The following is a 19,180-nucleotide window of genomic DNA, read 5'->3' on the forward strand; positions in this document are numbered from 1 at the left end:
GGGGGCGGTCCGGTCGTCCCTCCGCCGCGGACCGCCCGGGCGGCTAGCGCACCAGACAGGGCCGCTTCGCGTCGAACGACCACCCGGGGACCAGGTACCGCATCGCCACCGCGTCGTCCCGCGCCCCCAGCGCCTTCTCCCGGTACAGCTCGTGCGCCGCCAGCAGCCGGTCCCGGTCGAGCGTGACGCCGAGGCCCGGGGCGTCCGGTACCGCGATCTGCCCGTCCACGATCCGCGGCGGCTCCACCGTGAGCCGCTCCAGCCCCTCCTGCCAGATCCAGTGCGTGTCCAGCGCGTTGTACTCCCCGGGCGCCGCCGCCCCGCAGTGCGTCACCATCGCCAGCGAGATGTCGAAGTGGTTGTTGGAGTGGCACCCCCACGTCAGCCCCGTCGCCTGGCACAGCTGCGCCACCCGCACCGACCCCTGCATCGTCCAGAAGTGCGGGTCGGCCAGTGGGATGGACACCGACTGCAGGGCCAGCGCGTGGGCCAGCTGCCGCCAGTCCGTCGCGATCATGTTGGTCGCCGTCGGCAGCCCGGTCGCCCGGCGGAACTCCGCGAGGATCTCCCGCCCCGAGTAGCCCCCTTCGGCCCCGCACGGGTCCTCGGCGTAGGCCAGCGTCCCCACCAGCGGCCGGCACAGCTCGACCGCCTCCCGCAGCGACCAGGCCCCGTTGGGATCGAGGGTGATCCGGGCGTCCGGGAACCGCCGCTTGAGCGCCCGTACGGCCGCGACCTCCTCGGCCCCCTCCAGCACACCCCCCTTGAGCTTGAAGTCACGGAACCCGTACAGCGCGTACGCCGCCTCGGCCTGCCGCACGATCGCCTCCGGCGACAGCGCCTCCTCGTGCCGCACCCGGTACCACTCGACCGGGGAGCCGGGCTCGCGCACGTACTCCAGGTCCGTGCGGTCGGGGTCACCCACGTAGAACAGGTAGCCGAGCACCCGCACGGACCGGCGCTGCTGCCCGTCCCCGAGCAGCGCCGCGACCGGTACGCCGAGGTGCTGCCCGAGCAGGTCCAGCAGGGCCGACTCGACCGCCGTGACCGTGTGGACGGTGGTCCGCTGGTCGAAGGTCTGCGCACCGCGCCCGCCCGCGTCCCGGTCGGCGAACCGCTCCCCGATCTCCCGCAGCACCCGCTTGTAGTCACCGGTCTTCGCCCCGACGACCAGTGACTCGGCGTCCCGCAGGGTCCGGGTGATCTCCTCCCCGCCGGGCACCTCCCCGAGCCCCGTGCGGCCCTCCGAGTCGGTGAGCACGACGACGTTGCGGGTGAAGTACGGCCCGTGCGCGCCGGAGAGGTTCAGCTCCATGCTGTCCCGGCCGGCGACGGGGTAGACGGCGAACGCCGTCACGATCGGCTGCTGCCCGATGCTCATGAGGTGCCTTTCTGGCGTCGAGGGAAGTGGGTTCACAGGCCGAGGACGTCGAGGACCGGCTCGGCGGCCAGCACCCCGCCCAGTCCGAGCACGGCCAGCACGGTCGTGTAGGAGGTCCGCACCTTGATCGCCTCGATGACGGAGAGGTTGAAGTACTCCTTGAACAACCAGAACCCGGGGTCGTTCACGTGGGAGAACGCGATGGAGCCGCAGGCCACGGCCAGCACCATCACCTCCGGATGGACACCGCTGCCCGCGAGCAGCGGCAGCGCCACCCCGGACGCCGTCACGACGGCGACCGTGGCCGAGCCGAGCGCGATCCGCAGGATGACCGCGACCAGCCAGGCGAGGACGATCGGCGAGACGGGCCAGCCGCCGGTGACGTCCTTGATGTAGTCGGAGATCCCGCCCTCGACGAGGACGTTCTTGAAGGCCCCGCCCGCGCCGATCACGAGCAGAATCATCGCCATGGCCTGGGCCGCCGAGGTGCAGGACGCCCCGACCTCGGCCGGACTGCGCCCGATCCGCGGCCCGAACGCCCACACGGCCAGGCACAGGGTCAGCAGCAGCGCGATCGGCGCCGAGCCGACGAAGGCGACGGTGTGCAGCAGCGGGCTCTCGCCGGAGGTGGCCATGTCGGTCACGGCGGCGGCCACGATCAGCACCACCGGGAACAGCGCCACGCACAGCGACCAGCCGAGCCCCGGCATCTCCTCGTCTGTGAACTCCCGCTCGCTGACCAGGCCCTTGGGGATCGACGGCGTCAGCCGCGCGACGAACGGCAGGCGGGGCCAGGTCAGGGCGATGAGCGCGCCGGCGGGGACCGCGATGAACAGGCCGTAGAACAGGGTGAGTCCGACGGAGGCGTGGAAGGTCGCGGCGACGGCGGTGGGTCCGGGGTGCGGCGGCAGGAAGCTGTGCATGGTGGACAGCGCGATGGACATGGGCAGTCCGACCCACAGCAGCTTCGCCCCGGTGACGCGGACCAGCGTGAACGCGATCGGCACGATGATGATGAACGCGACCTCGTAGAACATGGTGACGCCGATCAGCATGGCCGTGACGACCATGGCCACCTGGACCCAGCGCGGCCCGAAGGCGTCCAGGAGTCTGCCGGCTATGCGCTGCGCGGCACCCGAGTCCCCCATCACACGGCCGACCATGGCGCCGAGCCCGATCGTCAGCATGGTGTCGCCGATCTGGTCCCCGATGCCCTCGGAGAGGACGTCCGGGACGGTCGCCACGGGGATGCCCTGCACGAGCGCGACCCCGACCGCCACCAGCAGCAGCGCCGCGAAGCCGTTCAGCTTCAGCCTGGTCATGAGGAGCAACAGGACCAGGACGCTGATCCCGACGACGAGCAGAGGCAAGGCAGTTCCCCTTTGAACCGGTGACCCATCTCTGTATGCAGACGGCGTCTACGTATGCAGATGGAGGCTAGGTGGGTGAACGGCAGCGGTCAATGGTTCGACGATCACCAATCAGGAAGGGGCGGCCCCGGCCGGACGGCGGACCGTACGGATCGCGCCGCGGACTGCCGCCCTCCGCCCGGCCCTCCGGGGAGGCGGCCGGGGCGCACTCCTCTTCGAGACCCGGCCGCGCGGTCGACACCCCGGGCCCACGGGGCACGTCCGCCACCACGGACCACGGAAGGTCCGGCGGACCGAAGGGCACACGAATATGCCTGTTGAGCTTGCCGTTCAGCCGGCCGCCCGCCGCTCCGGGCCCGCGATCAGCGCGGCCCCGGGCCCCCTCGCCCGCGCGTCCGTCCACCCGCCAGGCGATCTCCGGCCGGGAACGAACCCGCCGGTAGCCGTAGCTTCCTACAATCCGTGATCCTGGCCGAACTGACCGTAGTCGCCGCAGCCCCGCGCCCCTAGCTTGTGGCCCGTGCGCCGACCTTCACCCAGCCCGAGCGAGTCCGGCCCCCCGACGACTCCGCCCTTCGACGCCCCCGCCGCGCGCCGGCTGCGCGCGGCCCTCGGCATGGCCCCCGAGCACGTCGCCCACGGCATGCGGGTCTCCTACGGGCACCCGCACGTCTCCCCGGACCACGTCATCGCCTGGGAGCGCGGGATCACGGCCCCGAGCAACTCCGAACTCACCGCTCTCGCGGGCGTGCTGTGGTGCTCACCGGCCGAACTCATCGGCAGACCGCGCACCCTGCGCGAACACCGCATCGCCCGCTGCCTCGCCCCGGAGGACGTGGCGCGGGCGGTGGGCCACGACGTGCACGCCTATCTGCGCATGGAGGAGACCGACAACTGGCGCGGCACCGAGCGCCAGTCCGCCGCGCTCGGTGAGCTGCTCGGCCTCCGCCTGCCCGACTTCGTCACCGTCACGGGCCGCGACGCCCGCCTCGCCGACCTGCTGCGCAGCGCGGCCACCACCCGCTGGCAGGCCTATGTGCGCCCGGTGGCCCGGCTCGTCCCGCTGGACCGGCGGTTCCTGGAGGGCGCTCTGCAGAGCCTGCACGAGGACTACCAGGGGCACATGGCCGCCACCCTGAGCTGGGGTGGCGGCAGCGGTGACGCGGGCGGCGCCGGCCAGGAGTTCCTCGACCGGATCGTGGAGCACTTCTGGACGAAGCTCCAGGACGGCAGCGGCCGGGAGGACGTCCGCGACCGGGAGGGCGTCTAGAAGACCGACTCGGCCTCGTCCATACGGTCCTTGGGCACGGTCTTCAGCTCGGTCACGGCCTCGGCGAGCGGCACCATCACGATGTCCGTCCCGCGCAGCGCGGTCATCCGGCCGAACTGCCCCTGGTGCGCCGCCTCCACCGCGTGCCAGCCGAACCGCGTGGCGAGCACCCGGTCGTACGCGGTCGGTGAACCGCCGCGCTGGACGTGGCCGAGGATGACCGGCTTGGCCTCCTTGCCCAGGCGCCGCTCCAGCTCGAGGGCGAGGGCGGTGCCGATGCCCTGGAAGCGCTCGTGGCCGAACTTGTCTATGGCGCCCTTGCCGTAGTCCATGGTGCCGTCGGCCGGGTGGGCGCCCTCGGCGACACAGACCACCGCGAACTTCTTGCCGCGCGCGAAGCGCTCCTCGACCATCTTGACCAGGTCGGCCGGGTCGAACGGGCGCTCCGGCAGGCAGATGCCGTGCGCACCGGCGGCCATGCCGGACTCCAGCGCGATCCACCCGGCGTGCCGGCCCATGACCTCGACGACCATCACCCGCTGGTGGGACTCGGCGGTGGTCTTCAGGCGGTCCATCGCCTCGGTGGCGACGCCGACCGCGGTGTCGAAGCCGAAGGTGCGGTCCGTGGAGGAGATGTCGTTGTCGATCGTCTTCGGGACACCCACGACGGGCAGGCCCGCGTCGGACAGCATGCGGGCGGCCGTCAGCGTGCCCTCGCCGCCGATCGGGATCAGGGCGTCGATACCGAACTCGTGGATCATGTCGGAGGCGTTCTCGCACGCCTCGCGCAGGCGGTCGCGCTCCAGCCGGGACGACCCCAGGATCGTGCCGCCACGGGCCAGGATGCCGCTGACCGCGTTCAGGTCGAGCGTGCGGTAGCGGCCGTCCAGCAGGCCCGAGTAACCGTCCTCGAAGCCGATGACCTCGTCGCCGTAGTTGTCGACCGCCCGGTGCACGACCGACCGGATCACGGCGTTCAGGCCGGGGCAGTCGCCGCCTGCGGTGAGAACTCCGATACGCATCGTGCTGTGTCTCCTGCTCGCTGTTGATACCGGTGAGCCACTGCCGATTGTTTCACGCTCCGCAGCCCGCTGCGGCACCCCACTCTGACGGGCGCCTTATATAGCGGCAGAGGTATTGTCAAGAGGGTTCTGCTCACCTCGGTGGGCGATTTTTGTGCGCCCGGCTGGACAGTCGTCCTGATGTGTACCCCCTACGCGAAGAAACGGAGAGCCCGCGTGACCCGCAGCGTGTACGTGACCGGCATCGACCGCGGTGACGGCCGCCAGGTCGTCGAACTGGGGGTCATGGAACTCCTCACCCGCCAGACCGACCGGGTGGGCGTCTTCCGCCCCCTGGTCCACGACGGGCCCGACCGCCTCTTCGAGCTGCTGCGCGCCCGCTACCGGCTCGCCCAGGACCCGGCGACCGTGTACGGCATGGACTACCACGAGGCGTCCGCCCTCCAGGCCGAGGCCGGCACCGACGAGCTGGTCTCCACGCTCGTCGACCGCTTCCACCGGGTCGCCCGCGACTTCGACGTCGTCCTGGTCCTCGGCACCGACTACGCCGACACCCAGCTCCCGGACGAGCTGTCGCTCAACGCCCGGCTGGCGAACGAGTTCGGCGCGTCCGTGCTCCCGGTCGTCGGCGGCCGCAAGCAGCCCGTGGAGTCCGTGCTCGCCGAGACGCGCAACGCCTACCGCGCCTACGACACCCTCGGCTGCGACGTCCTGGCCATGGTCGCCAACCGGGTCTCCCGCGAGGACCGCGACGAGATCGCACGCCAGCTGGACTCCCGCCTGCCGGTGCCCTGTTACGTGCTGCCCGACGAGCCGGCCCTGTCCGCCCCCACGGTCTCCCAGATCAGTCACGCCCTGGGCGCCAAGGTGGTGCTCGGCGACGACTCCGGGCTCGCCCGGGACGTGCTCGGCTTCGTCTTCGGCGGCGCGATGCTGCCGAACTTCCTCGGCGCGCTGACCCCGGGCTGCCTCGTCGTGACCCCCGGGGACCGCGCGGACCTGGTCGTGGGCGCGCTCGCCGCGCACAGCGCCGGCACCCCGCCGATAGCCGGGATCCTGCTCACCCTGAACGAGGTGCCCGGCCACGACATCCTCACCCTCGCCGACCGCCTCGCGCCCGGCACCCCGGTGCTGTCGGTGACCGGCAACAGCTTCCCCACGGCCGAGCAGCTGTTCTCCCTGGAGGGCAAGCTCAACGCGGCCACCCCGCGCAAGGCGGAGCGGGCCCTCGGCCTGTTCGAGCGCTTCGCCGACACCGCCGACCTCGCGCGCCGCGTCTCGGCGCCCAGCAGCGACCGTGTCACGCCGATGATGTTCGAGCACAAGCTGCTGGAGCAGGCCCGCAGCGACCTGCGCCGGGTGGTGCTGCCCGAGGGCACCGAGGAGCGCGTGCTGCACGCCGCCGAGGTGCTGCTGCGCCGGGGCGTGTGCGAGCTGACCCTGCTCGGCCCGGTCGACCAGATCCGCAAGAAGGCCGCCGACCTCGGCGTGGACCTCGGCGAGACGCAGCTGATCGACCCGGCCACCTCCGACCTGCGGGACGGCTTCGCCGAGAAGTACGCCGCCCTGCGCGCCCACCGGGGCGTCACGGTGGAGCTGGCGTACGACGTCGTCTCGGACGTGAACTACTTCGGCACGCTGATGGTCCAGGAGGGTCTCGCCGACGGCATGGTGTCGGGCTCGGTGCACTCCACGGCCGCGACCATCCGCCCGGCCTTCGAGATCATCAAGACCAAGCCCGACGCGGACATCGTCTCGTCGGTGTTCTTCATGTGCCTGGCCGACAAGGTCCTCGTCTACGGCGACTGCGCGGTCAACCCGGACCCCGACGCCGAGCAGCTCGCCGACATCGCCATCCAGTCGGCGACCACGGCGGCCCGGTTCGGCGTGGAGCCCCGGATCGCGATGCTGTCGTACTCGACGGGCACCTCCGGCTCGGGCGCCGACGTCGACAAGGTGCGCGAGGCCACCGAGCTGGTCCGCGCACGCCGGCCCGACCTGAGGATCGAGGGCCCGATCCAGTACGACGCCGCCGTCGAACCGTCGGTCGCCGCGACCAAGCTGCCCGGCTCCGAGGTCGCCGGGCAGGCGAGCGTGCTGATCTTCCCCGACCTGAACACCGGCAACAACACCTACAAGGCCGTGCAGCGCTCGGCCGGCGCCATCGCCGTCGGGCCGGTGCTGCAGGGCCTGCGCAAGCCGGTCAACGACCTGTCCCGGGGCGCCCTCGTCCAGGACATCGTCAACACCGTCGCCATCACGGCGATCCAGGCCCAGACCCCGAGCGAGAAGGCAGCCGCCCAGTGAGCCCGACCCGTGTCCTCGTCCTCAACTCCGGTTCCTCGTCGGTGAAGTACCAGCTGCTGGACATGCGCGACAGCAGCCGGCTGGCGGTGGGCCTGGTCGAGCGCATCGGCGAGCAGACCTCCCTGCTGAGGCACACCCCGGCCGGCGGCGGGAGCCGCGAGCGCGAGGGGGCGATCGCCGACCACGACGCGGCACTGAAGGCCGTGGCCGAGGAGCTCGCCAGGGACGGCCTGGGCCTGGACTCGCCGGAGCTGGCGGCCATCGGGCACCGCGTGGTGCACGGCGGCAAGTCCTTCACGGAGCCGACGGTGGTCGACGACACCGTCCTCGCGGAGATCGAACGGCTCATCCCGGTGGCCCCGCTGCACAACCCGGCCAACCTCACCGGCATCCGCACGGCGCAGGCCCTGCGGCCCGACCTGCCGCAGGTCGCCGTCTTCGACACGGCCTTCCACACCACGATGCCGGAGTCGGCCGCCCGGTACGCGATCGACGTGGAGACGGCCGACGCGCACCGCATCCGCCGCTACGGCTTCCACGGCACCTCCCACGCCTACGTCTCCCGCGCCACGGCGGAGCTGCTCGGCAAGGACCCGTCCGAGGTGAACGTCATCGTGCTGCACCTGGGCAACGGGGCGTCCGCCTCGGCCGTGCGGGGCGGACGCTGCGTGGACACCTCCATGGGCCTGACGCCTTTGGAGGGGCTCGTGATGGGTACGCGCTCCGGAGACATGGACCCGGCCGTCATCTTCCATTTGATGCGTGTTGGTGGAATGTCCGCCGACGAGATCGACACTCTTCTCAACAAGAAGAGCGGTCTGATCGGCCTGTGCGGCGACAACGACATGAGGGAGATCCGCCGCCGTGTCGACGCCGGCGACGAGCGCGCGGAGCTGGCGTTCGACATCTACATTCACCGCCTGAAGAAGTACATCGGCGCCTATTACGCCGTACTCGGGCGGGTGGACGCGGTCGCCTTCACGGCGGGCGTCGGCGAGAACGCGGCGCCGGTGCGCCGGGCCGCCCTGGCGGGGCTGGAGGAGCTGGGCCTCGCGGTGGACGACGAGCGCAACGCCGTACGCGGCGACCGGGCGCGGCTGATCTCGCCCGAGGGCGCCCGGGTGGCGGTGGCGGTGGTCCCTACTGACGAGGAATTGGAGATCGCGACACAGACCTACGCGCTGGTAAATGGTTCGGGGAATCACACCTGAGCGGCATCCCGCCCTTTTGTATTTTCCGCCAGACGGAATATTCCGCTGGGAAACAAACCGATAGGATCGCCCCCATGCGCCGTTCGAAAATCGTCTGTACTCTCGGCCCCGCGGTCGACTCCCACGATCAGCTTGTCGCGCTGATCGAAGCCGGCATGAACGTGGCCCGCTTCAACTTCAGCCACGGCTCGCACGCCGAGCACCAGGGCCGGTACGACCGGGTCCGGGCCGCCGCCAAGGAGACCGGCCGGGCCATCGGTGTCCTCGCCGACCTGCAGGGCCCGAAGATCCGCCTGGAGACCTTCGCCGAGGGTCCCGTGGAGCTGGTGCGCGGTGACGAGTTCACCATCACCACCGAGGACGTCCCCGGCGACAAGACGATCTGCGGGACGACCTACAAGGGCCTGCCCGGCGACGTCAACAAGGGCGACCAGGTGCTCATCAACGACGGCAACGTCGAGCTGAAGGTCACCGAGGTCGAGGGCCACCGGGTCAAGACGATCGTCATCGAGGGCGGCGTCATCTCCGACCACAAGGGCATCAACCTGCCCGGCGCGGCCGTCAACGTGCCCGCCCTGTCGGAGAAGGACATCGAGGACCTCCGCTTCGCCCTGCGGATGGGCTGCGACCTGGTCGCGCTGTCCTTCGTCCGCGACGCCAAGGACGTCCAGGACGTGCACCGCATCATGGACGAGGAGGGCCGCCGCGTCCCCGTCATCGCCAAGGTGGAGAAGCCCCAGGCGGTGCAGAACATGGAGGACGTCGTGATGGCGTTCGACGGTGTCATGGTCGCCCGCGGTGACCTGGCCGTCGAGTACCCGCTCGAGAAGGTCCCCATGGTGCAGAAGCGCCTGATCGAGCTGTGCCGGCGCAACGCCAAGCCGGTGATCGTGGCGACCCAGATGATGGAGTCGATGATCACCAACTCCCGTCCGACCCGCGCCGAGGCCTCCGACGTGGCCAACGCGATCCTGGACGGCGCCGACGCGGTCATGCTGTCCGCCGAGTCGAGCGTGGGCGCGTACCCCATCGAGACCGTCAAGACGATGTCGAAGATCGTCACCGCGGCCGAGCAGGAACTCATGTCCAAGGGCCTGCAGCCGCTGGTCCCGGGCAAGAAGCCGCGCACACAGGGTGGTTCGGTGGCCCGTGCCGCCTGCGAGATCGCCGACTTCCTCGGCGGCCGCGGCCTGGTGGCCTTCACCCAGTCCGGCGACACCGCCCGCCGGCTGTCGCGCTACCGCGCGCAGCAGCCGATCATCGCCTTCACCACCGACGAGGGCACGCGCAACCAGATGGCGCTGAGCTGGGGCGTGGAGCCGTACGTGGTGCCGTTCGTGAACAGCACCGACGAGATGGTCGACCTGGTGGACCAGGAGCTGATCAAGCTCAACCGCTTCAACACGGGTGACGTCGTGGTGATCACGGCGGGTTCGCCCCCCGGCGTCCCCGGCACCACCAACATGGTGCGGGTGCACCACCTGGGCACCATGAACTGATCGGCCGCCGGTCCCCGAAGGCCGCGCACGAACGCCGAGGGCGCCCCCTGGGATCCAGGGGGCGCCCTCGTGTGTGCGGCTCCCGAACGGGCTCGAGTGGTCGCTCAGTCGATGTAGTTGTGCAGACCGGGCACGTGCAGGGTCCCGCCGAACTGGCCCGCCTGGGTGACCTTCACGTTGGTGAAGTAGATCAGCGGGATGTTCAGCGGCGGCGGGTGCTCGGGGTCGAAGGTGATCGGGATCAGCCCGAGCAGGTTGCCCGAGATGCTCTCGGTGTACATCACCGTGTCGCCGTCGCGGATCGTGGACGTCGAGCCCTTGGCCGCCTGCACGTGGTAGGTCTTGCCGGACTGCTTGTCCTCGACCGTCTGGTGGAGGTCACCGATGTCGGTGCCGCCGGAGATGACGTACTTCAGGACCTTCTTGACCGAGCCGCTGGCGGTGCGCACCTCGACGACGCCCTTGTAGTCGGCGCCCTTCAGCGTCAGCGAGCTGGCGTTGAGGTACCAGGGGTCGTCGGGCAGCGGCACCGTGTTGTCGACGCCGCCCTCGGCGTCGGTGGCGGCCGGGCAGTCGTCGGGGTCCGTGGTGGCGCTCGCGCTGGGCGTCGGGCTGGGCGAGGCGGTGGCCTCGGCGGCCTTCTCCTTCGCCGCCTTCTCGACGGCCTTCGCGGCGTCCTCGGCGTCGCGGGCCGGCTCCTCGGCCTTCCCCGCGCCGTCCCCGACGGTGTCCGCGGCGGACCCGGTGGCCTTGTCGGTCGTCTCCCGGGCGGTGCCGGTCGCGTCCTCGGTGGGCCGCTCGGCCGTCGCCTCGGACGCCGTGGCGGACGGGGTGGGGCTCGGGCTCGCCTCCGCCTTGTCCCCGCCGCCCAGGATGCCGTCGATGGCGTCGCCGATGCCCTCCAGGAGGCCGCCGCCGCTCTCGGACGGCGAGGGGGACGGTGTGGCCGCCGCGTCGTCGCCGCCGGTGGCCGGCTCGCTCGCGGACGGGGCGGGCGCGGGCTCGTCCTTGTCGTCGGAACCTGAATCCGGCGAAGAGGAACCGCCCTCGCTCGTGTCCGTGCCGCCCGTGCCGGTGGAGGGCGACGGCTTCGGCGCCGTGCCGCTCTGCCCGTCCTCGCCGTCCGTCGCGCCGTCACTGGCCGAGGGGGACGGCGTGGGCGAGGCCGAGGCGTCGTCCTCGGAGTCCTTTCCGGAGTCCTCCAGGGCCGCCACGCAGTCCTTGTACTCGTCGACCGTCAGGCTCTTGGCCGTCGGCGTCGCCGGCGTCTTGCTGTCGGCGATGGCGAGCGTCGACGTGAAGCCCATCCCCATGAGCACCGCCGTCGGCATCGCCGCCATGGCTATCGCCTTGCCGGCCGGCCTGTTGAACCTGGTGAACAGCGGCTTCTTGGGTGCCGCGTGGCGCGGCCCGGTTCTCACACGGGACGCCTCCACATCAGCCCCGTGGGTCACCTCGTCAGCCGGCACTGTGCCTCCCGTTCGCCCCGTTGGCCGGGTTCGTTCCTGACAGATCGTTCGGCTGGTCCACCGCGTCGACGGGCCCCGCCACCGTGGTGTCGTGGTCCGCGGCCCCGGAGGTCCCGCCCGTGCCCTCGCCGGCGTGGGTGGCGAGCTGCCCGGCGGCCGGTGCGCCCGGCGCCCAGGCCACGGCCATCGCTCCGCCCACGAGGGCGAGCAGGAAGCCGATGAGGAAACCGCCGAGGTTGGACACGGGGATGGACACCAGCGCCAGCAGGATCGCCGCGACTCCCGCGAAGACGCGGACGTGCTTCTGGAACCAGAGGCTGACGCCCAGGACCACGAGCAGCACGCCGATGATCAGGGATCCGGCACCCGCGGTGGTCGCCATCGCCAGCGTCAGGTGACCGATCTGGAGGTTCGCGTACGGGAAGTAGGCGATGGGCAGCCCGCTGAGCAGGACGAACAGCCCGGCCCAGAACGGCCGCGTACCCCGCCAGGCGCGGAACTGCTGCCTCCGGAGAGTGAACTGGCCGTCTGCGGCAGGAGTCTCGGCGCTCATGGAAAAACAGCTCCCTGGTACGGCGTTGCTGTGGTGGTGATGTGGGCCGCGCGTGAAGGCGCGACCGGAAGGTGGACGGGCGGGGGCGCCACCGGCTCCCCCGCCCGTCATCGAGTGCTTAGTAGCACTCCTTGACACCCGTCGACAGCGACATCTTCAGGCCGCTGAGCTTGAAGGTTCCGGCGGTGGTCGCCCACGCCGTCTGCTTCACGTCGGTCAGGGTCGCCTTGTCGGCCTGCTGGGCGAAGCCGTACGGGTTCGCCGTCTCGCCCTTCCTCATGGCCGGACCCTTGGTGGCGTCCTTGGCGGCCACACCGATGTCGATGTTCTCGAACGTCGCGTCCGCGCTGAGGTCGGCGACGTCGATGTAGAGGTTCTGGGCCTCCACCGGCTTCGCACCCTGACCCGCACGCAGGATCAGGCTGACGTTCCCGAGCACCGGAATGTTCGGGGTGACGACCGACTGGCACAGGTTCTTGATCGTCGCCTGCTTGAACGACGAGACGGCGACCGGGTGGACGGCCTTCTTGCCGTCCATCGTGTAACCCTCGTCGAGGGCGCCGTACTGCGAGAAACCGGTGCCGACGAGCTGGTCGGTCGTGACCTTGAACGACTGCCCGGAGACACTGAACGACGCGGCGAGAGCGCCCTGCGCGAGGGCGACACCTATCGCAGCCGTGGCGGCGACGCTGGGCACCATGACCACAGCGAACCGCTTCCATCTGGTCCCGCCACGCACCTGGGACTCCATATTTCCTCCTTCTCGGACGTACATCTCCTGTCCTGGCTCGCCCCGAGTCGCGGCTCAGCCGGGCAGGGATGGGAGAAGTGCTACGTCCTCGGGAAGGAGAGCGCCTGCACTCGGCGGCGCCACTGGCGCCCGAATCACCGGCGATCACCCCCGAGCGACAACCACTGGTCGCGCCTGACACGCATCACGCACAACCCTGCTGGACAGGCTTCGCCGGACGGGCGAAGACCCCCCTGTCCAAGAGCCGGCGCCACTGCCGCCGGCTCTGCTCGGTGGGGACCCAGGATCTCCCGCGACCCAACCGGCTGCCGGGGTACGGGATTGGACCGAGCGTGGCCGATCGTGGTGCATTCTCGCCGCCCGCACAAGGGGGTTCGTTACTCGCTAGTAACGGCGCGATAACCGAACAACGACCCATCGGTCTCGGTCGGCGACTCAGGGTGGCCCGGAGGGGCGGTACAAAGCTGTTGATCGCTGGACAGAATCCGACAGATCAACGCCCCCGACTTACTCGCAGTAACAGCGGCCGCGATTACCAAGTTTTGGTAAAGCGCGGCCGCAGTGACGCTCTCGGGGCGAACTCTTCACGCGGGCACCACGGGCCCGCGCGTTTAACGACTGGTCAGAACAGGGCGCGTGCCAGGGCCCGGCGCGCCGCGATCACCCGCGGGTCGTCGGGGCCGACCACCTCGAACAGCTCCAGCAGCCGCATCCGCGCGGTGTCCCGGTCGTCGCCCGCCGTGCGCTGCACGGTCTCGATCAGCCGGCCGAAGGCGTCCTCGACATGGCCGCCCACCAGATCCAGGTCGGCGGCGGCGATCTGCGCCTGCACGTCGGCGGGCTTCTCGGCCGCCTCCTTGCGCACCCGCTGCGGGTCGACGCCCTGCACGCGCTGGAGCAACTCGGCCTGTGCGAGGCCCAGTTTGGCCTCCTCGTTGGCGGGGTCCTCGTTCAGCACGTTCCGGTACGCCTGGACGGCACCGCCCAGGTCCCCCGAGTCCAGCGCCTGCACGGCGGCTTCGAGGAGCGCGTCGTACGGGCCGGCCGGCCGCTCGGGGGCCGCCGGGGCACCGCCGGGCTCGGCGTCGGGGTCTACGGTGAGGCCGGTCAGGCCGAAGCGCTGCTCGGCGACCTGCACCAGCTGGTCCAGGGTCTGCCGGATCTGCGCCTCGCCCGCGGCACCCTGGAAGAGCGGCAGCGCCTGACCCGCGACGACCGCGAAGACGGCGGGGATCCCCTGGATGCCGAACTGCTGCATCAGCATCTGGTTGGCGTCGACGTCGATCTTGGCGAGCAGGATGCGGCCGTTGTACTCGACGGCCAGCCGCTCCAGGACCGGGCTCAGCTGCTTGCAGGGCTGACACCACTCGGCCCAGAAGTCGATGACGACCGGCACCTCGGCGGACCGCTGCAGGACGTCCCTCTCGAACCCCGCCTCGTCGACGTCGATGACGAGATCGGCCGGGGAGATCGCCCCCGCCCCGCCCTCACGGGCTGCTTGGGCGCGCGCCTGCTCCGCCTTCGCCTTGGCCTCCTGGGCCGCCTTCACCGCGGCGAGGTCGACGACTCCGCTCATGGACATGTTCCGTGGCTGCATGCGCCTATCCTCCCCCGTACTGCGCGCGCGTGTGAAAAACGGTGTGAAAGCAAGGCCGGCCGGGTCCCCTGCGGCGCCGGGTCCCCACCCCACGCCGGGTGCGCGAGGCCCGTGTACGTCCCGCACGGGCTTTCGCTACGAGTCGTAGCGTAATGCCCTGCCGCGCTCCGGGGACACCACCCCCCGGTGATCTCCCTCACGGCGCCGTACGGGAACCGCAGGTTTATGGTCGGGACATGCAGAGCCGCAGCCCAGCCAGCCGCACCGGGCGCCCGCGCAGCGCCGCGGCGGACGCCGCGATCCTGGCCGCCACGCGGGCGGCGCTCGTGGACCTGGGCTGGTCCAAACTCACCCTGGGGGACGTCGCCAGCCGCGCGGGCGTCGCGAAGACGACGCTCTACCGCCGCTGGGCGGGCAAGAACGAACTGGTCGTCGACGCGGTCGCGGAACTCTTCGACGAACTGCGGCTCCCCGACCGCGGCTCGCTGGCCGCGGACATCGAGGGCGTGGTCGCGCAGTTCGCCGCGATCCTGGCCCTGCCCGAGGCACAGAGCGGGCTGATGGCGGTGGTGACGGAGGCGACCCGCGACGAGGCCCTGCGCGACCGCGTCCGCGCCTCGGTCGTGGACCGCCAGAAGCGCCTGGTCCTGGAGGGCCGCGCCCGGGCCCAGACCAGGGGCGAGCTCCCCGCGGAACCCGACGCCGAGGCGGCCTCCCGCACGGTGGACCTGATCTTCGACATGGTGGCGGGTGCGGTGGTGCACCGCACCCTGGTGAGCGGGCAGCCGGCGGACGAGGAGTGGGTCCGCGCCTTCACCCAGGTCCTGCTCCGGGGCCTGGCCGCGCCCGCCGCCCACCCGGCCCCCGGCTGAACCGCGCGGCGGCTCCTCAGCGGGAGGAGCCGCCCCGGATCACTCAGAACCCGGCCGGCTCCGTGTACACCCCCCACTCGTCCCGCAGCACCCCGCAGATCTCGCCGAGCGTGGCCTCCGCGCGGACCGCGTCCAGCATCGGCCCGATCATGTTGGAGCCGTCGCGCGCGGCGGCGAGCATCGCGTCCAGGGCGGCGCGTACCGCCGCGTCGTCGCGGGCCGACTTGCGTGCGGCCAGGACCCGCACCTGCTCGCGCTCCACCTCATGGCTGACCCGCAGGATCTCCAGGTCGCCGGTGACCGAGCCGGTGTGGACGTTCACGCCGACGACCTTCTTGTCGCCCTTCTCCAGCGACTGCTGGTAGCGGAACGCCGACTCGGCGATCTCGCCGGTGAACCAGCCGTCCTCGATGCCGCGCAGGATCCCGGAGGTGATCGGGCCGATGGGGTGGCGGCCGTCGGGGTGCGCGCGCAGGCCCCGCTCCTTGATCTGCTCGAAGATCTTCTCCGCGTCCGCCTCGATCCGGTCGGTCAGCTGCTCGACGTACCAGGAGCCGCCGAGCGGGTCGGCGACGTTGGCGACGCCGGTCTCCTCCATCAGCACCTGCTGCGTGCGCAGCGCGATCTCCGCCGCCTGCTCGCTCGGCAGGGCGAGGGTCTCGTCGAGGGCGTTGGTGTGCAGCGAGTTCGTCCCGCCGAGCACCGCCGCCAGCGCCTCCACGGCCGTCCGTACGACGTTGTTGTAGGGCTGCTGCGCGGTGAGCGAGACGCCCGCGGTCTGGGTGTGGAAGCGGAGCCACTGCGCCTTCTCGGACGTGGCGCCGTAGACGTCGCGCATCCAGCGGGCCCAGATCCGGCGCGCCGCGCGGAACTTGGCGATCTCCTCGAAGAAGTCGACGTGCGCGTCGAAGAAGAACGACAGGCCGGGGGCGAAGACGTCGACGTCCAGACCGCGCGACAGCCCCAGCTCCACGTACCCGAAGCCGTCCGCGAGGGTGTACGCCAGCTCCTGCGCGGCCGTCGCCCCGGCCTCGCGGATGTGGTAGCCGGAGACCGACAGCGGCTTGTACGCGGGGATGCCGGCCGCGCAGTGCTCCATCAGGTCGCCGATGAGGCGCAGGTGCGGCTCGGGCTGGAAGAGCCACTCCTTCTGCGCGATGTACTCCTTGAAGATGTCCGTCTGGAGGGTGCCGTTCAGGACGGACGGGTCGACGCCCTGCCGCTCGGCGGCGACCAGGTACATGCAGAAGACCGGGACGGCCGGACCGCTGATGGTCATGGACGTCGTGACGTCACCGAGCGGGATGTCCTTGAACAGGACCTCCATGTCGGCGGCCGAGTCGATGGCGACACCGCAGTGCCCGACCTCGCCCAGCGAGCGCGGGTCGTCGGAGTCACGGCCCATGAGGGTCGGCATGTCGAAGGCGACCGAGAGCCCGCCGCCGCCGTTGCGGAGGATCATCTTGTAGCGCTCGTTGGTCTGCTCGGCGTTGCCGAACCCCGCGAACTGCCGGATCGTCCAGGTGCGCCCCCGGTAGCCGGTCGCGTACAGGCCACGGGTGAAGGGGTACTCCCCCGGCCACCCGATGCGTTCGAAGCCCTCGTACGTGTCCCCGGGCCGGGGCCCGTACACCGGCTCCACGGCATCGCCGGAGAGCGTCGTGAAGTCCGCCTCGCGCTTGCGCGCGGCGTCGTACCGGGCCTGCCAGCGACGGCGGCCTTCCTCTATGGCGTGAGCGTCCATACCCCCGAATTTACTAGGACGTCCAAGTAAATGTCGATGGCTGACCGCCGTACGTTGCTCCGTACGGCGGTGCGGTTTACGCCTCGACGGGCGCGGGCGAGTCCTCCGCGACCCGTCCCTGCAGCTCGTGGCTGATCCTGCGCTCCACGAAGAAGGCGGCCGTGGGGATGGTGCCGGCGAGCAGCACCCACAGCTGCTTGGCGACCGGCCACTTGGCCTTGGAGCCCAGGTCGAAGGCGAAGACCAGGTACACGACGTAGAGCCAGCCGTGCGCGATGCTGACGACGCGCGTGAAGTCGGCCGCGCCGTCCAGGTCGAGCACGTACTTGCCGATCATGCCGAAGGTCAGCAGGACCAGCAGGACGCCGGTGACGTAGGCCATCACGCGGTAGCGGGTCAGCACGCTCTTTTTCATGCCGTCGAGCGTAACGACCCGTTCCGGGAGATCTTGCCCCGGGTCACTTCTCCGTGAAGTCCCCGGCGGCGATCCGCAGCGGGCGCAGCATCGCGAAGATCTCCGCACACTCCTCGGCGTCGTACGCCCCCAGCCCGAAGTCCATCGCCATCAGGTCGCGGGTGGCCGACTCGACGACCTCGCGGCCCTTGTCGGTGATGCTGGCGAGGGTGCCGCGGCCGTCGTTGGGGTTGGGCCGCTTGGCGACCAGACCGGACCGCACCAGGCGGTCCACCGTGTTCGTCACGGAGGTGGGGTGCACCATGAGCCGCTCGCCGATCCTGGACATCGGCAGCTCGCCCGATTTCGAGAAGGTGAGCAGGACCAGCGCCTCGTAGCGCGCGAACGTCAGCCCGTACGGTTTGACCACCGCGTCGACCTCGGCGAGGAGGATCTGCTGGGCGCGCATGATCGAGGTGATCGCGGCCATGGACGGCACGTTTCCCCAGCGCTGCTTCCAGCGTTCGTCGGCGCGCGCGATCGGATCGAAGGAGAGACTGAGCGGCTTCGGCACGGTCCAGACCTTACCGGCCGGTCACATGGTGGTCAGCCCTGTCTCGCCCTTCGGTCCCAGCACCTCGGAAGGTGGGGCCGACTCATGTCCTTTCCGCTGCGATTCCTGCCGGTGTGTCACGATTGCCTTCGGTTCGTCACCCACCGTCACCATCCCCCAGGGAGCGGCATGACTCGGCTGATCCACGCCCTCGCGGCCCTCTCGGTACTCGGTCTCGCCGCGGGCTGCACGTCCGCCGACCGCGACGAAGGCGCCACCGACGTCGACACCACCCGGGCCGGCTACGCGGCCTCCCCGTTCTGGGTGGACCCCGACAGCCCCGCGGCCCGGCAGGCGCGGCTCTGGCAGCGGCAGGGCCGGGAGGGGGACGCCACGCTGATCAAACGCATCGCCGACCAGCCGGTCGCGCTCTGGCCGGCCGGTGAGATCGACCCGGCCCCGATGGTCCGGGCGGCCGCCTCGGCCGCGAGCCGGGAGGGCAAGACGGCGGTCTTCGTCGCCTACAACATCCCGCACCGGGACTGCGGCCAGCACTCCGCGGGCGGGGCGGCGGACGCGAACGCCTACCGCGACTGGATCGGCAAGTTCGCCGACGCCCTCGGCGAGGCCGACGCCCTGGTCGTCCTGGAGCCCGACGCGGTCGCGCACGTCGTGGACGGCTGCACCCCCGCCCAGTACCACGCCGAACGCGAGCAGCTCCTCGGCGAGGCCATCAGACGCCTGAAGCAGCAGCCGCACACCAAGGTCTACCTGGACGCGGGCAACGCGGACTGGATCCGGGAGTCGCAGAAGCTGGTCGAGCCGCTGAAGCGGGCCGGGATCGAACAGGCCGACGGCTTCGCCCTCAACGTCTCCAACTTCCAGACCGACAAGGTCACCACCGAGTACGGCGGCCGGCTCGCCGAGGCCCTCGGCGGCAAGCACTTCGTCGTCGACACCAGCCGCAACGGCAACGGCCCGCTGCCCGGCGTCTGGTGCAACCCGCCGGGCCGGGCGCTCGGCACCCCGCCCACGACCGCCACCGGCCGGCCCGTCGTCGACGCCTACCTGTGGATCAAGCGGCCCGGCGAGTCGGACGGGACCTGCGAGGGCGGCCCGGCCGCCGGGCGCTGGTGGCCCGAGTACGCCCTGGAACTGGCGCGCAACGCCAAGGGCTGACCGGTCCG

Annotated in this window: 16 protein-coding genes; 6 read left to right on the forward strand and 10 right to left on the reverse strand. The window is 71.1% G+C overall.

Annotated elements, in window-relative coordinates; genetic code table 11:
• Window positions 1-43: 43 nt before the first annotated feature.
• Window positions 44-1,381, reverse strand: a complete 1,338-nt coding sequence (locus ACPXCS_RS34345; RefSeq protein WP_425951432.1) for an enolase C-terminal domain-like protein — start codon at window positions 1,379-1,381, stop codon at window positions 44-46.
• Between the two features lie 32 nt (window positions 1,382-1,413).
• Complete coding sequence (locus ACPXCS_RS34350; RefSeq protein WP_425951433.1) at window positions 1,414-2,751, reverse strand: gluconate:H+ symporter; 1,338 nt, start codon at window positions 2,749-2,751, stop codon at window positions 1,414-1,416.
• Window positions 2,752-3,262: 511 nt separating this feature from the next.
• On the opposite strand from ACPXCS_RS34350, the gene ACPXCS_RS34355 reads away from it, so the two are divergent.
• A complete protein-coding gene (locus ACPXCS_RS34355) occupies window positions 3,263-4,021 on the forward strand; it encodes a helix-turn-helix domain-containing protein (RefSeq protein ID WP_425951434.1) in 759 nt (252 codons plus the stop codon).
• Here ACPXCS_RS34355 and ACPXCS_RS34360 read toward each other — a convergent pair.
• Window positions 4,018-5,043 (reverse strand): ATP-dependent 6-phosphofructokinase, encoded by a 1,026-nt coding sequence (locus ACPXCS_RS34360; RefSeq protein ID WP_425951435.1) that lies wholly within the window; start codon window positions 5,041-5,043, stop codon window positions 4,018-4,020. The two genes, ACPXCS_RS34355 and ACPXCS_RS34360, sit on opposite strands and share 4 nt — an antisense overlap.
• 216 nt (window positions 5,044-5,259) lie before the next feature.
• Between ACPXCS_RS34360 and pta the strand changes: the two genes are divergently transcribed.
• From pta to pyk, 3 genes are all read left to right on the forward strand, one after another.
• A complete protein-coding gene (gene pta / locus ACPXCS_RS34365) occupies window positions 5,260-7,350 on the forward strand; it encodes a phosphate acetyltransferase (protein ID WP_425951436.1) in 2,091 nt (696 codons plus the stop codon).
• Window positions 7,347-8,561 (forward strand): acetate kinase, encoded by a 1,215-nt coding sequence (locus ACPXCS_RS34370; RefSeq protein WP_425951437.1) that lies wholly within the window; start codon window positions 7,347-7,349, stop codon window positions 8,559-8,561. The genes pta and ACPXCS_RS34370 overlap by 4 nt, the downstream gene beginning before the upstream one ends.
• Window positions 8,562-8,635: 74 nt before the next feature.
• Window positions 8,636-10,060 carry a pyruvate kinase gene (gene pyk, locus ACPXCS_RS34375; protein WP_425951438.1) on the forward strand — a complete coding sequence of 475 codons (1,425 nt, stop codon included), beginning with the start codon at window positions 8,636-8,638 and terminating at the stop codon, window positions 10,058-10,060.
• 104 nt (window positions 10,061-10,164) lie between these two features.
• On the opposite strand, the gene ACPXCS_RS34380 is transcribed toward pyk, so the two are convergent.
• From ACPXCS_RS34380 to ACPXCS_RS34395, 4 genes are all read right to left on the reverse strand, one after another.
• Entirely contained in the window at window positions 10,165-11,529 is a 1,365-nt protein-coding gene (locus ACPXCS_RS34380) for a hypothetical protein (protein ID WP_425951439.1), read from the reverse strand.
• A complete protein-coding gene (locus ACPXCS_RS34385; protein WP_425951440.1) occupies window positions 11,519-12,082 on the reverse strand; it encodes a DUF6114 domain-containing protein in 564 nt (187 codons plus the stop codon). Before ACPXCS_RS34385 ends, ACPXCS_RS34380 begins: the two co-directional genes overlap by 11 nt.
• 118 nt (window positions 12,083-12,200) lie before the next feature.
• Window positions 12,201-12,833 (reverse strand): DUF6230 family protein, encoded by a 633-nt coding sequence (locus tag ACPXCS_RS34390; RefSeq protein ID WP_062929130.1) that lies wholly within the window; start codon window positions 12,831-12,833, stop codon window positions 12,201-12,203.
• A 622-nt stretch (window positions 12,834-13,455) separates the two neighbouring features.
• Window positions 13,456-14,430, reverse strand: coding sequence for a tetratricopeptide repeat protein (locus ACPXCS_RS34395; protein ID WP_425951441.1), 975 nt, complete (start codon window positions 14,428-14,430; stop codon window positions 13,456-13,458).
• A 236-nt stretch (window positions 14,431-14,666) separates the two neighbouring features.
• Between ACPXCS_RS34395 and ACPXCS_RS34400 the strand changes: the two genes are divergently transcribed.
• Entirely contained in the window at window positions 14,667-15,302 is a 636-nt protein-coding gene (locus ACPXCS_RS34400) for a TetR/AcrR family transcriptional regulator (protein ID WP_425951442.1), read from the forward strand.
• A 43-nt stretch (window positions 15,303-15,345) separates the two neighbouring features.
• On the opposite strand, the gene ACPXCS_RS34405 is transcribed toward ACPXCS_RS34400, so the two are convergent.
• From ACPXCS_RS34405 to ACPXCS_RS34415, 3 genes are all read right to left on the reverse strand, one after another.
• Complete coding sequence (locus ACPXCS_RS34405; RefSeq protein WP_425951443.1) at window positions 15,346-17,046, reverse strand: acyl-CoA mutase large subunit family protein; 1,701 nt, start codon at window positions 17,044-17,046, stop codon at window positions 15,346-15,348.
• A 76-nt stretch (window positions 17,047-17,122) separates the two neighbouring features.
• Window positions 17,123-17,461 carry a DUF3817 domain-containing protein gene (locus tag ACPXCS_RS34410; protein ID WP_425951444.1) on the reverse strand — a complete coding sequence of 113 codons (339 nt, stop codon included), beginning with the start codon at window positions 17,459-17,461 and terminating at the stop codon, window positions 17,123-17,125.
• A gap of 43 nt (window positions 17,462-17,504) precedes the next feature.
• Window positions 17,505-18,014, reverse strand: a complete 510-nt coding sequence (locus ACPXCS_RS34415) for a MarR family winged helix-turn-helix transcriptional regulator (RefSeq protein ID WP_425951445.1) — start codon at window positions 18,012-18,014, stop codon at window positions 17,505-17,507.
• 168 nt (window positions 18,015-18,182) lie between these two features.
• On the opposite strand from ACPXCS_RS34415, the gene ACPXCS_RS34420 reads away from it, so the two are divergent.
• Entirely contained in the window at window positions 18,183-19,172 is a 990-nt protein-coding gene (locus tag ACPXCS_RS34420; RefSeq protein WP_425951446.1) for a glycoside hydrolase family 6 protein, read from the forward strand.
• Window positions 19,173-19,180 lie beyond the last annotated feature (8 nt).

It is taken from the genome of Streptomyces sp. DT190 (assembly GCF_049846985.1).
Classification (GTDB): domain Bacteria; phylum Actinomycetota; class Actinomycetes; order Streptomycetales; family Streptomycetaceae; genus Streptomyces.

Excerpts from the sequence above, each read along its gene's own strand:
- ACPXCS_RS34420 (WP_425951446.1), top strand. The coding sequence starts at position 18,183 with ATGACTCGGCTGATCCACGCCCTCGCGGCCCTCTCGGTACTCGGTCTC.
- ACPXCS_RS34345 (WP_425951432.1), bottom strand. The coding sequence starts at position 1,381 with ATGAGCATCGGGCAGCAGCCGATCGTGACGGCGTTCGCCGTCTACCCC.
- ACPXCS_RS34385 (WP_425951440.1), bottom strand. The coding sequence starts at position 12,082 with ATGAGCGCCGAGACTCCTGCCGCAGACGGCCAGTTCACTCTCCGGAGG.
- ACPXCS_RS34390 (WP_062929130.1), bottom strand. The coding sequence starts at position 12,833 with ATGGAGTCCCAGGTGCGTGGCGGGACCAGATGGAAGCGGTTCGCTGTG.
- ACPXCS_RS34405 (WP_425951443.1), bottom strand. The coding sequence starts at position 17,046 with ATGGACGCTCACGCCATAGAGGAAGGCCGCCGTCGCTGGCAGGCCCGG.
- pyk (WP_425951438.1), top strand. The coding sequence starts at position 8,636 with ATGCGCCGTTCGAAAATCGTCTGTACTCTCGGCCCCGCGGTCGACTCC.
- ACPXCS_RS34410 (WP_425951444.1), bottom strand. The coding sequence starts at position 17,461 with ATGAAAAAGAGCGTGCTGACCCGCTACCGCGTGATGGCCTACGTCACC.
- ACPXCS_RS34360 (WP_425951435.1), bottom strand. The coding sequence starts at position 5,043 with ATGCGTATCGGAGTTCTCACCGCAGGCGGCGACTGCCCCGGCCTGAAC.
- ACPXCS_RS34395 (WP_425951441.1), bottom strand. The coding sequence starts at position 14,430 with ATGCAGCCACGGAACATGTCCATGAGCGGAGTCGTCGACCTCGCCGCG.
- ACPXCS_RS34400 (WP_425951442.1), top strand. The coding sequence starts at position 14,667 with ATGCAGAGCCGCAGCCCAGCCAGCCGCACCGGGCGCCCGCGCAGCGCC.